At 54.3% G+C, this 12510-nt stretch carries 9 protein-coding genes; 4 read left to right on the top strand and 5 right to left on the bottom strand.

Annotated features, from left to right (window positions below):
- Positions 1–2: 2 nt before the first annotated feature.
- Positions 3–860 carry a hypothetical protein gene (locus ABDW36_RS00670; RefSeq protein ID WP_343699956.1) on the bottom strand — a complete coding sequence of 286 codons (858 nt, stop codon included), beginning with the start codon at positions 858–860 and terminating at the stop codon, positions 3–5.
- A gap of 83 nt (positions 861–943) precedes the next feature.
- Between ABDW36_RS00670 and ABDW36_RS00665 the strand changes: the two genes are divergently transcribed.
- Genes ABDW36_RS00665 through ABDW36_RS00650 form a run of 4 tightly spaced genes read left to right on the top strand, consistent with a single transcriptional unit; the run spans position 944 to position 6079 of the window.
- Entirely contained in the window at positions 944–2179 is a 1236-nt protein-coding gene (locus ABDW36_RS00665) for a Pycsar system effector family protein (RefSeq protein WP_343699955.1), read from the top strand.
- Positions 2180–2191: 12 nt separating this feature from the next.
- Complete coding sequence (ppk1, locus tag ABDW36_RS00660; protein ID WP_343699954.1) at positions 2192–4174, top strand: polyphosphate kinase 1; 1983 nt, start codon at positions 2192–2194, stop codon at positions 4172–4174.
- Between the two features lie 10 nt (positions 4175–4184).
- Positions 4185–4673: a DUF4442 domain-containing protein gene (locus tag ABDW36_RS00655; protein WP_343699953.1), complete on the top strand. Its 489-nt coding sequence runs from the start codon at positions 4185–4187 to the stop codon at positions 4671–4673.
- A gap of 2 nt (positions 4674–4675) precedes the next feature.
- Positions 4676–6079, top strand: a complete 1404-nt coding sequence (locus ABDW36_RS00650) for an MBL fold metallo-hydrolase (RefSeq protein ID WP_343699952.1) — start codon at positions 4676–4678, stop codon at positions 6077–6079.
- Here ABDW36_RS00650 and ABDW36_RS00645 read toward each other — a convergent pair.
- From ABDW36_RS00645 to ABDW36_RS00630, 4 genes are all read right to left on the bottom strand, one after another.
- A complete protein-coding gene (locus ABDW36_RS00645; protein ID WP_343699951.1) occupies positions 6076–9090 on the bottom strand; it encodes a two-component regulator propeller domain-containing protein in 3015 nt (1004 codons plus the stop codon). The two genes, ABDW36_RS00650 and ABDW36_RS00645, sit on opposite strands and share 4 nt — an antisense overlap.
- Before the next feature lie 194 nt (positions 9091–9284).
- Entirely contained in the window at positions 9285–10142 is an 858-nt protein-coding gene (locus ABDW36_RS00640; protein ID WP_343699950.1) for an ATP/GTP-binding protein, read from the bottom strand.
- A 114-nt stretch (positions 10143–10256) separates the two neighbouring features.
- The gene (locus tag ABDW36_RS00635) at positions 10257–11990 is read right to left on the bottom strand and encodes a hybrid sensor histidine kinase/response regulator (RefSeq protein ID WP_343699949.1); all 1734 of its coding nucleotides are present in this window, start codon (positions 11988–11990) and stop codon (positions 10257–10259) included.
- Between the two features lie 173 nt (positions 11991–12163).
- Entirely contained in the window at positions 12164–12490 is a 327-nt protein-coding gene (locus tag ABDW36_RS00630) for an ankyrin repeat domain-containing protein (protein WP_343699948.1), read from the bottom strand.
- Positions 12491–12510 lie beyond the last annotated feature (20 nt).

The raw sequence follows: 12510 nt of genomic DNA, 5'->3' as shown, positions 1-12510 counted from the left end.
AATTACTTGGAATGCGGGTTGTACTTAAATTTGAGGATATCTGCCGTATTCTCCTCATCTCCTTCATTTGAAATATACATATCCCCGTTAGGTGCAAAGGTAATGCCTTCCGGCTGGTTAAAGTGTTTGCGCTGCAGGGGGTGGGTTTCCAGCACTTTGCCGGAAAGGTCTGTGATCACCAGCAGCCGGTTGATGGCTGCCACTATGTACACCCTGTTCTCCAGCGGGTGAACGGCGGCGGCAGAGGGCCTGAAGTGTTTGGAGGGAGACTCTTTCAGGCCCGGGATGTCACTGTGCATGAAGCGGAAAGCGGCCGTTGAGTCATACCGCATGCTGTCCATCCGGAACGCATATACGCTGGTGGCTTTCTGCCCCTTGTCTTCCTCACAGTTCTTGCAGATCACGAAGGTGGTGTTTTTGCCGGCATCGTAATACGCCGCTTCAAATTCCTTCTTGCCATGTACCGGCAGGTGATAGGTTGCAGACTCCGTGGTGTCTGTAAAGAGGTGGAGCACCTGGTACAGCGTACCATTGCTTTTCAGCACCAGCCAGTCTTTCCCTGTATGTATCACTTCTTCATAATCCCCGCCTTTGCCGAACTTCCAGGAGGGGTAAGGGCTGGTAGTGCGCAGCCCTACACGGAAGAGTTTGCCCTGCTCGTCATTATTGGCAATGAAGTTGCTCTCATCGCCATTATACACCAGGCCGGAGATCTCCTGCAGAGACTCCCGCACCTTGAAGCGTTCAGGCTTGGTGAGCTGGTAACCACGGGGAGAACTGTATGTTTTATCCTGTTTTTCCCCCAGTGCCTGGCAGGAAAAAAAGAGCAACAACAGGGCGTAGTACTTGATTACCTTCATAAAACCGGGCTTTAGACAATAAAATTAACGCAAAAAATGACGTAATTTGGAATAGAATTCTTCTTCTGTAAATACAATATCCAATGGAAATTAGTTCAGTGATAGCCGCAGCGCAAGCCCATGTAACCCGGCAGTTCGAGCAGCATACAGAACCCGTGCTGGTATACCACAACAAAGCACATACGCTGCAGGTAGTGCATGCGGCGGAGCAGATCACGGCTTATTACCGGCTTTCTGAAGAGGAGCTGATGATAGTGATGCTGGCCGTATGGTTTCATGACATGGGGTATTTGCTGGGAGACAGGCAGCAGCATGAACAGGCCGGGGCAGACGCGGCACGCGCATTTGCGCTGGCGCAGGGCCTGCCGGAAAGTACTGCAGCGGCCATCGCTGATTGCATATTGGCCACGCGCATGCCGCAGGAGCCGCACAACCTGCTGGAGCAGATAGTGTGTGACGCTGATCTGTTCCACCTGGGCACCAAAGACTTCAGCAAACGCAACAAACTGCTGCGCGCGGAAACAGAGCTGGCAACGGGCCGCAAGATTTCCGGAACGGACTGGGCCAAAACAAGCATCCTTTTCCTGGAATCTCACAAGTACCATACCGCTTACTGCCAGACGCTGCTGAAGCAACAGAAAGAAGAGAACCTTGAAAAGCTGCGCAGCAAGCTGGAGCAGAAGCAGAGCGAGGTGCTGAAAGAGCAGGAAAAGGAAAGGGAAAAGGAAAGAAAGCAGCAGAAGGGAGATAAAACGGAGAAAGAGAAAGCGGATAAAGATAAGCGTTCCAACCGCGGCGTGGAAACCATGTTCCGCACCACTTCCACCAACCACATCCGCCTCAGCTCCATGGCAGACTCCAAGGCCAACATCATGATATCGGTCAATGCCATTATAATTTCCGTGCTGCTCAGCGTACTGCTGCGCAAGCTGGAAGACTACCCGAACTTCATTCTGCCCGCCATCCTCTTCCTGACCACCAGCGTTACCACTATTGTATTTTCCGTGCTGGCCACTCGGCCCAATGTAACTACGGGCCGCTTCACAGATCTGGATATCCGCAGCAAAAAAGCCAACCTGCTCTTTTTCGGCAATTTCCACCAGATGACTTACCAGGAATATGAAGACGGTATGGAAACCATCATGAACAACGGCGAGTACCTCTACAGCAACATGATACATGATATTTACAACCTGGGCGTGGTGCTGGGCCGCAAATACAAGCTGCTCCGCTTTGCCTACAATACATTTATGTTCGGCATCATTGCCTCCGTGCTGGCTTTTACCATAGCGGCGCTGTTTTTCCCAACAAAAGGATAGGATTTGTACAAGATGGACACATCACTGAATGACCGGGACCTGAGCTGGCTGTCCTTTAATTGCCGGGTGCTGACGATGGCTGATAATAAAGCGGTGCCTTTGTTTGAGCGCGTCCGCTTCCTTTCTATATTTTCCTCCAACCTGGACGAGTTTTTCCGCGTGCGCATGCCCGCCCTGCTGGCCCTTCAGCAGCTGGAAGAAACGAGTAACCGCCTGTTGCCCGCCGTGCAGGCGGAAATAGGGCGGCAACTCAACCTCTTTGGCCGCCTTTTGCAAGGTGTGTTGGCAGATCTGCAGCAGCGGGGCATACATCTCTACTACGGTACGCCGTTGCCGGAAGATGTAGCCGTGAGAGACTACTTCCTCTCCACCGTCATGGGCCTGCTGCAGCCCGCAGTGCTGCAGTGGGAAAAGCCGGAAGACCTTTTCCTGGAGAACAATGCGCTATACCTTGTAGCCAGCTTTGAAGGCGGCGGCGCGGGCATTGTGAACATCCCTGCCGGTCTGCTGCCCCGTTTCCTGAAGCTGTCAGGCGGCGGCATTGCGTTCCTGGACGATGTGTTGCGCGCCCACCTGCACCTGGTGTTTCCGGGGCGTTCCATACAAGGCGCCTACAGCATCAAGCTCACCCGCGATGCGGAAATTGACGTAGACGAGTTCAGCGGCCACCTGCTGCAAAAAGTAGAAAGCATGCTCATCAGGCGGGAGCTGGGCATACCCACGCGTTTCCTGTTTGATGCGGCCATGCCGGAAAGCCTGCAGGCTGCGCTGGCCAGATATTTTCGTATAGCCCCGCAGGAAATGGTGGCCGGAGGCCGCTATCATCACCTGCGCCACCTGGCAGACCTGCCGCTGCCCGCCAAAGACCCTTCGCTGTTCTACCCGCCCGCTACCCCGGCCCGCGTAAAGCTGCTTGACGGGGCGGAGAGCCTGCTGGATGCAGTGTTGCAGCGGGATGTATTGCTGCATGTGCCTTACCAGAACTATGACTATATACTCCGCTATTTCAATGAGGCCGCGCTTGACCCGGATGTGAAAGAAATATACGTAACCCTCTACCGCGTAGCCTCCGGCTCGCAGATAGTGCATGCGCTCATCAGCGCGGCGCAAAACGGCAAGCAGGTAACGGTAATGGTGGAGCTGAAGGCCCGCTTTGATGAGGCCAACAACGTACGCTGGGCCAAAAGGATGAAAGAGGCCGGCATCCGCATCCTGTACAGCATACCCAACCTGAAGGTGCATGCCAAGGTAGCGCTGGTGAAACGGCAGCGCGGCCACGTCTGGGACCATGTGGGCCTCATGGCCACCGGCAACTTCAATGAGAGCACCGCCCGCTTTTATACAGACCATGTATTGCTCACCGCCCACCGGGAAATGACCCAGGAGCTGGAGCTGCTGTTCCTGTACATGCAAACCGGCATTGCCCCGGCGCGGTACCAGTTTATTCCGTTCAAGCACCTGCTGGTGGCGCAGTTCAACCTCATGGGCCGCTTCCTGGAGCTGATTGCCCGTGAGGCAGACAATGCCCGTGCCGGCCGCCCTGCGCGCATTGTGATCAAGCTCAACAACCTGCAGGAAAAACAGATGATAGAGGCCCTCTACGCGGCCGCGGAAGCAGGCGTGGAAATAGACCTGATAGTGCGCAGCATCTGCTGCATTGTACCGCAGCCGCGCATCAGGGTGCGCAGAATAGTAGACCGTTACCTGGAGCACGCGCGTATCTTCTGTTTCCACAACGGGGGCAACGAAGAAATTTACATGGGATCTGCAGACTGGATGAACCGCAACCTGCACCGGCGCATAGAGGTATGCTTTCCCGTTTATGACCGGGAATATTTCCGGCAGGTAAAAGATATATTGGATATTCAACTGGTAGATAATACAAATGCCGTAATATTGGACAGGCAAGTCAATAACCTGCCGGTAGAAAAGCAGCCCGGCCAGCCGGACGTGAATGCGCAGCAAGCCATTGCGGCGTATGTACATAACCTGTAATGATGTTTATATGGCCCAAACGGTTACCAACAATCATTTTATCAGGCTGGTGAACAACCGCTTCCGGTTTTCCCTGTTTCTGCTGTACAAGCTGCCCAGCGCATGGCTGGCCGGCGTGCGGGTTACCCGTCTGGACGCAGACAGCTGCACCACGGTAGTACCCTACCGCTGGCTGTCACAAAACCCCTTCAACTCCACCTATTTTGCCTGCCTGGCCATGGCGGCAGAAATGAGCTCCGGCGTGCTGGGCCTGGCCCACACGCAGGGGGAAGGTTTACGTGTATCCATGCTGGTAACCGGCATGGAAGGAATTTTTCTGAAAAAAGCCAAATCCCGTACCTGGTTTACCTGTGATGCCGGCGCTGCCATCCGCCAGGCCGTACTGCAAACCGTAGAAACGGGAGAGGCCGCCGCCCTTACCATTTCGGTTACCGGGCAGTCAGAAGACGGTACAGAAATTGCCAGGTTCCAGATCACCTGGAGCTTTAAAAAAGTATAACTATGAAGATTGCATTTCATGGGGCCGCAAGGACCGTCACCGGTTCCAAGCACCTGATCACCCTGAAGAACGGGAAGAAAATTTTGCTGGACTGTGGTATGTACCAGGGCATGGGCCGGGAAACGGTGCCGCTCAACCACGATTTTGGATTTGATCCGCAGGAAGTAGACATCATGATATTGTCTCACGCGCACATAGACCACTCCGGCCTGGTGCCGCGCCTCTGCAAGCTGGGTTACAAAGGGAACATTTATTGTACACCCGCCTCCCGGGACCTGTCTGAAATATTGCTGCTGGATTCTGCGGAGATACAGGAAGATGATATCAAGTTCGTGAACAAAAAGAACGCAAGGGAAGGCAAGCCTTACATCCAGCCGCTTTACACCGTGCAGGATGCCAAGCGGGCCGTAGACCAGCTAACGCCTGTGCCGTACGGTGAATGGCGGCGGATAGATGAAGACGTGGAAGTGCTCTTTACAGACGCGGGCCACATCATAGGCAGCGCCTGCGTTCACCTGCGTATCACGGAAGGTGGTACCACGCGGCAGGTTACTTTCAGCGGAGACATTGGCCGTTATGGAGACCCCATCCTCAAATCTCCGGAAGTATTCCCGCAGGCAGACTACATCATCATGGAATCTACCTACGGCAGCACGCTGCATGCCAAAGTAGAGCCCGCAGATGATGAGCTGCTGCGTTTCATACACGAAACCTGCGTAGTTAAAAAAGGCAAGCTGATCATTCCTGCCTTCAGCGTAGGCCGCACCCAGGAAATATTGTACGCGCTCAACCGCGCGCAGCTGGCAGGTAAATTGCCGGCGGTAGACCTGTTCGTAGACAGCCCGCTTTCCCTGGAAGCCACGCAGGTAACCCGCATGCACCCGGAGTGTTTTAACCGCAAGGTGGCCAAAATGCTGGAGGTAGACGATGATCCGTTCAGCTTCCCCGGCCTGCGGTATATCAAAACCGTAGAGGAATCAAAAATGCTCAACTTCCGCAAGGAGCCCTGCGTGATCATTTCCGCATCAGGCATGGCGGAGGCCGGGCGTGTGAAGCACCACATTGCCAACAATATAGAACAGTGGAAAAATACTATTCTTATTGTAGGCTATTGCGAACCGCAATCGCTGGGCGGGCGGCTGATGCGCGGCGCCACGGAGGTGTCTATTTACGGGGAGCGCCATGAAGTGAAGGCGGAAGTTGGCGTGATCCGCTCCATGAGCGCGCATGGGGATTATGAGGATATGAGCCAGTGGCTGGCTTGCCAGAACCCGCGCGATGTAAGAAAGCTGTTCCTGGTACATGGGGAGTATGAAGTGCAAACGGTATTCAAAGACTGGCTGCACAAAAAAGGGTATGGTGATGTGGAGATACCCGAACGGCATGAAGAAATTGGCCTGGGTTAATCTTCCTGCAGCGGGAACCAAAGGTTGACGCGTGTGCCGGCAGCCTTGCCCGTTCCGTTCTGCAGGTCCTCAATGTCAAACGAAGCATCCAGATTGAACCGGCTGTTGTATATCTGCAGCCGGTCTTTTGTTATCTGCAACCCGCGGGAAACGTGCGTGGGGTGGCTGAACTGCTTGATGCTGGTAGCAGCATCGCGGCCAATGCCATTGTCTGTTACCGTTACATGAATGCGCCCGTTTTCCTTGATGAAAGCAATGTTCAGCAGACCGCGGTCTTCCATATGCAGCAGGCCGTGCCAGATGGCGTTTTCCACAAAGGGCTGCAGCACCATGGCCGGTATTTCTACAAAGTCACTGTCCAGCTGCGGGTCTACCGTAATGGTATAATCAAATTTATTGTCCAGCCGCAGTTTCTCCAGCTCCAGGTAATTCTCCAGCATGCTGCACTCCCGCGTAATGGAAATATTGTTGAGCTGCGAAGTGTCCAGCACGTTGCGGATGAGGCGGGCAAAGCGGCTGAGGTAGGCCAGCGCCTGCTCCGTCTGGTTTTTCATCATGAACGTCTGGATGGAGTTGAGGGCGTTGAAAATAAAGTGCGGGTTCATTTGCGCCCGCAGGGCTTTCATTTCCAGCTGCGCCAGCTCTTCCCGGAAGGCAGCGCGGTTTTTGGCCTCTTTTTTCACGAGGTACAGGCGGAAACGGAAGTAGGCATAAATGAGGCCCAGCAGCAGCAGGATGCACAGCGCCCTGAACCACCATGTTTGCCAGAAGGCCGGTTGTATCACAATGTTTACAAAAGTGGTATTGCGGGAAAAGATGCCGGCCGTGTTCATGCTTTTCACCCTGAAGGTATACCTGCCGGGCGAGAGGTCTGTATACCGCGCTATCAGCAGGCTTTCCGCCGGCAGCCAGTCTGCGTCTACCCCTTCCAGCTTGTAATAATACCGTGCATTTTCATTGTGGTATTGCAGGGATTTGAAGGAGATGCTGATGAAATTCCTGTCGTGCGGCAGCACAATAGCGCGCTGGCTGCCCACTACGGAATCTGTGTTCACCAGCTGGTTCATGACCCGCATTTCCACAATGGTTACATCAGGCGGCGCAGGTTTTTCCTGCAGGTGCAGGGGGGAAAACGATACGGCGTGGTCTGATGCGCCCACCAGCAGGTGGCCGTTTTCCAGGATGGCAATGTTGCGGCGTACGCGGCGGTGGTTGTCAATAATATCATCATTCTGCACAAAGGCGGAAAAGGTGCGGTTTTTCCCGTTCAGGCGGTAAAAGCCATAGGGCGTGGTGAACCAGATGGCTTCACCTTCCGCGGCCCTGTGCATGCTCAGTATCCATTCGTCAAAGTGCTCCCCGTTGATGTCCTGGGCCTCCCAGGTATCGCTGCGCAGGTTGTAGAAAAATATGCCATGGTCTGTTCCGGCTACCAGCAGGCTGTCATTATACCGCAGCAAGCTGGTGATGTTGCGTACCGTATCATTATGATGGCGGAACATCACCTGTTTTTTCACCAGCCCGCTTTTTTTATGGAAGCGCAGCAAACCTCCGCTGGTAGAGGCCAGCCACAGAACGGAATCTGCCTGTGGCACCACGGCCATCACAGATGTATTGCGCTGTATGAACTGCAGCAGCTGCGGGTAGTTCTCCACCGTGTTTTGCTGCGGGTCCCAGCGGGCAAGGCCGTGTTTGTAAATGCCCAGCCATATCACGGAATCTTTTTCCGGGGCTATGGTCAGCACCGTCTGGTCAAAGAGCCCTTTGGGCTGAAAATGGCGGAAGCGGCGGGTGGAAGGGTCAAACTCGGAGATGAAGCCATTTTCCTGCCCTATCAGTATGCGCCCGTTGCGGAGCCCGGCAAAGCTCCACACCTGCCCGCGTGCCTCCGGGATGCCGCCGCGGCCACCGGGCTGGTAGGTGAAATGCTGCTGCAGCTGGAGGTTGGGGCGCAGCCATACAAAACCCTTGCCCCAATAGCCAATGTAGGCATCCCCGTTGGCGGCGCGGTATATGCCTGTTACCTCCGAATCGGGGAAGCCCCGCCGGTAGTCCAGCCGGGTAAAGCTCTGGTTGTGCAGGCTCATCATATTGATACCCCTGTCTGTGCCCACCCATAGGTGGCCGTCCCGGTCATGCAGCAGGCAGTTGGACTCGTAATTGAAATGCAGGCCCAGGGGGTCTGCATTGTTGCCGGGTATGTTGAGGTCAAAGGTATCGCGCGCGTCGTTGTGGCGGTACAGTCCCTTTTCCCGCATGGCCGTCCAGATGCGGCCCTGCAGGTCTTCGCTGATATCATACACCTGGTCGCTGTCATTCTCCTGGCCCTTGAAATGATAGGAGCGCAGGAAATTGTTGTCAGGGTGCCAGGCAAACAGCTCTTTGCTGCCGCGGCTGGCCATCCAGATGCGGTGGCGGGAGTCCTGGTACAGCTTTTTTATGCTCTGGCGTACGTTGAGCGCCGTAAGCCTTGCGGGGTTGTGATGCGCGCTGTACACCTCTTTCCGGTTGGCGCTGTACAGGTACAGGCTGTTGGCGCCGCTCAGCCACAGGCGGCCCTCATGGTCTTCCAGTATGGCGCTGTTAAGCTGGGAGCGGATGCTGTCTGGTATGCCCGGCGCCTTGCGGAACTTGTTGGTGTTGCTGTCAAGCATGAGCAGGCCGGCACGGGTGGTGGTCCATATAACGCCGTTACGGTCTTGCAAAATGGCGTGGCAGCCCACGTTGCCGGCAAAAAGCAACCCCTCTTCAATGGGCACCGCGCGTACACTGGCGGTAACAGGGTCATACATGCGGATATTGTCAGGCGTGCCTATCCAGATGCGCCCCAGCCTGTCTTCAAACAGGGCGATATCTTCATAGTACATGGAGCCTGGCAGGCGGTCAAAATTGGTGATGGTGAGAAAGTGTTCCCCGTCATACCGCTGCAGGGCGGTACCGGCAATCCAGATAAAGCCTTTTTTGTCTTGCAGGATGCCGGAAATATGATTCCCGGCCAATCCATCCTCCATGCAAAGGTGAGAGAAGGTATAGGTATCAGGCTGTTGCGCCCCCGCACGGAGGCAGGGCAGCCATAAGGCCAGTAAGATAAGTATCCGGATGAAACGCATTGGCGCAAAGGTACGAAGCGGCCGCGATACGGCGGATGCCCTTTTGCGGGGGCGCCGGTAAAGCGGCAGCCCCGCAAAAAAGCGTATGCAGCCGGTTAGTTAACCGGTTTGAGCTGGTAGGCGGTCACTTTGTTGCCGAAAAAGGTAGGCACGTATACAATGCGTTTCTGCGCATCATACCCGATGTCTGCCGTTTGCAGCTTTTCGCCCTGCGTGTCCAGCATTTTGATGGCGGTGCCGGCCTTGATGTCTACATAAAATATTTCGCCCTGCCAGCAAGACACGATGTATTCATTGCCCCTCACATGTTCAATGCCATCTGTTCCCTTGGCTACGTCTGCCAGCTTGGTGAGCGTATTGTCTTTTTCCGCACGTTTCACGGCGCCGGCATCCAGCACCAGCAGCTGGCCCTGGCTGAAAAGCAGGCCATTGGGGCCTCTCAGGCCGCTGCGCGCACTGTCCAGCAGCAGGGTGGATTTACCGTTCTCAAAGGTGTGAACGGTTTTTTTGCGGGAGTCGGATACATATACCGTGCCCTTGGGGCTCACTGTAACATCGTTCAGGTTTTCCGCGCCTTCAACGGTATGGCGGGTAACAACGGCGCCCTTGCTGATGTCTATCACCACAATGGTGTTGAGGTCTGCCACGTACAGGTGGTTGCCATGTACGCCCATGCCTTTGGGAGCATCAAAGCCGTCTACCCATTTCAGGTTGGTTACCTTCCCGTCCAGAGACACCTGGGAAATGAAGCCTTTCCCGTCTTTCCCCCAGGGGGCGCCGTCTATGTTGGCCACGTAGAGTACGTTCCTTTTGGCGTCAAAATAAACGGATTCAGGTACCCGCAGCGTAGTATCTGTGGTCCATTGTTTTTCCAGGGTAGGCTGTTGGGCAACGGCGCGGGCCAGTGGCAGCGCGGCGCACAGCATGCAGAGGATAGCAGATTGTAGTTTCATAACGAGACAAGATTAGAGAATAAATTTAATAAATATTGTACGTCCGGGGGCTTTTTGCCCTTATTTTTCAAGTGCTCCGGGCAAACCGTACAATTATTATACCGCTATGGGAGATTAGTCGGATTCCACGCCGGTGAGGTGTTTTTCCAGCACCAGCCGCAGCGCCGTAAATTCAATCGGTTTGGTCACATAATCGCTGGCGCCTTCCCGCATGAAACCGGCGGCGGTTTCAGTGAAAGCATCACCGGAGGCTATAATGACGGGAATACGGCGCAGGCCGGGGTCGTTTTTCAGGTGCTGCAGGGTTTCACGGCCGTTCATTTTGGGCATGTGGGAGTCCAGGATGATAAGGTCAGGCGCCTGCTTGCGGGCCGTGGCCAGCCCCTCCACCCCGTTGTTGGCCGTGAGTACTCTTACCCCGTTGTTCAGGAGGAAGTTTTTGAGGATCACCTGGTTCATCTTGTCGTCTTCTATTACCAGTACTGTTTTGCTGCCAAACATCTTCTCATGCGGCTGTGCCTGCAAGGCCTGCTGCAGGGCGGCGTCAGCGCCGGAGAGGGGGAAGTACACGGTAAAGGTGGTGCTCGTATTTTCCAGGCATTCTACCGTAATGTTCCCTTCCAGCAGCTCCGCAAAATGTTTGGAGATGTGCAGGCCCAGCCCGGTGCCTTCTATGAAGGAGCTTTTTTCTCCCACAAAAGGCTCAAAGATCCGTACCAGTTTGTCTTGTTCAATGCCGCCGCCCTGGTCTGTTACGCTCACGTACCATTCCCCGCCCTGCACGCCGGCCCTGATGGCAATGTCGCTTTTGGGCCGGGTGAATTTGATAGCGTTCATCAGCAGGTTGTTGATGATCTGGGAGAACTTGGTTTCGTCTGTCATCACCTTTTCCGGCAGGGCTTCCGAAAAAATAAGGTCGATGTGTACCGCTTTGGTGTTGGCCACATATTCATAGATATTGGCAATGTTGCAGAGCGTTTTGCGCACGTCCATCTTCCTGTACCGTACTTCGTCCAGATGGCCCGCTTCTATGCGGGAAAGCTCCAGCACGTTGTTGATGATCTCCCGCATGTTGAAGCTGGCGGAGTAGAGGCTGTCTACCAGTGCGGGCAGGGAGGTGCTTATTTTCCCGCTTTTAAGGTCCATCTGCATCAGTTGTACAATGCCGAAAATGGCGTTGAGCGGGTTGCGCAGCTCGTGACTGGTTTCCTGCAGGAACACTTTCCTTGACTGGTTGGCCTTTTCCAGCTCCGTAGTGCGGGCCTTCAGCGTGAGCATGAGCCCGTTGGTCATTTTTTTATAAAAGATGATGCAGATGGTGTTGAGGCTGAGAATAACGAGTATGAAGCACCAGCGGATGATGAAGGTGGTAGTGTGCTCAAAAACAAGCGGTTCTACCCAGCCTCCAAAATAAAACGCCTCGGTTACCGCCAGGCCGCCAACGGTAACGGAAAGACAGATCAGGATAGACCTTCTTTTTTTATACACCAGGAAGGTGGCGCTGATCATGAACAGCAATACCAGTGTAATTTCGATGGCCGTGCCCAGCAGTACGCCAAAGTATAAGGCCCACACCGCCTGAAAGCACATCATGCAGATGCTGGCCGTCTCAAACCGGTGCCGGCGGTTGAGCCAGATCACGAAAAAGAAACTAAGACCTTCTGCCAGGGCGGGGATGAGGATCTGCAGCTTGCCGGTCATGAAGTAGAAAACAGGGCCCATGCTGATGGCCAGCAGGGCAGTGACCAGGCTCAATGTGTTAATGATCCGTATTCTCTGCTGTTGTTCTTCTGCCAGGTTTTGGGAGCCAAAGGAAATTATCTCAGCCAGGGGTTGGAATAGTTTCATGATATTGGTCTTACACAGGGCGGTATAAATTTTTTTTACGGGATGTGTTCCATAAAAGTAAGCAATAGGATCGTGCCTGCAAAATAGATCGGTGCAAACAAGTTTGCCGGAATAGAAAAGCCGCTCCACGGAACGGCTTTTTGCCATTCTTCCTTCTATTAGCCCCCAAACACTTATTTGGCGCCAGCCTGTTGCAGCAGGTTGGCAATAGCGGTTTGTCCTTTTCTTTTGGCATGTGCCAGCGGGCTCACGCCGTCTTTGTCCGCAATATTCACATTGGCGCCCGCGGCAATGAGCATTTTTACTACCTGCACATGGGCCGCGCTGCCATTGCCCAATATGATGGCTTCCAGCAGGCCGGTCCAGCCCAGGCGGTTAATATGGTCAACAGGAAAGTTTTTGTCAGACAGCAGGGCGGCTACTACTTCCACATGGGCATGCTTGCAGGCGGGTATCAGCGCGGAGCCGCCGCCTTTGCTGATAATATAAAAATGGTACAAAACGAAAGTACGAAATATGA

Origin of the sequence: Chitinophaga sp., assembly GCF_039596455.1 — a bacterium.
Classification (GTDB): domain Bacteria; phylum Bacteroidota; class Bacteroidia; order Chitinophagales; family Chitinophagaceae; genus Chitinophaga.
The sequence above is the reverse complement of the archived record's forward strand: the minus strand, read 5'-3'. Positions and strand labels throughout refer to the sequence as shown.

Excerpts from the sequence above, each read along its gene's own strand:
- ABDW36_RS00670 (WP_343699956.1), bottom strand. The coding sequence starts at position 860 with ATGAAGGTAATCAAGTACTACGCCCTGTTGTTGCTCTTTTTTTCCTGC.
- ABDW36_RS00665 (WP_343699955.1), top strand. The coding sequence starts at position 944 with ATGGAAATTAGTTCAGTGATAGCCGCAGCGCAAGCCCATGTAACCCGG.
- ppk1 (WP_343699954.1), top strand. The coding sequence starts at position 2,192 with ATGGACACATCACTGAATGACCGGGACCTGAGCTGGCTGTCCTTTAAT.
- ABDW36_RS00655 (WP_343699953.1), top strand. The coding sequence starts at position 4,185 with ATGGCCCAAACGGTTACCAACAATCATTTTATCAGGCTGGTGAACAAC.
- ABDW36_RS00650 (WP_343699952.1), top strand. The coding sequence starts at position 4,676 with ATGAAGATTGCATTTCATGGGGCCGCAAGGACCGTCACCGGTTCCAAG.
- ABDW36_RS00645 (WP_343699951.1), bottom strand. The coding sequence starts at position 9,090 with ATGGAGGATGGATTGGCCGGGAATCATATTTCCGGCATCCTGCAAGAC.
- ABDW36_RS00640 (WP_343699950.1), bottom strand. The coding sequence starts at position 10,142 with ATGAAACTACAATCTGCTATCCTCTGCATGCTGTGCGCCGCGCTGCCA.
- ABDW36_RS00635 (WP_343699949.1), bottom strand. The coding sequence starts at position 11,990 with ATGAAACTATTCCAACCCCTGGCTGAGATAATTTCCTTTGGCTCCCAA.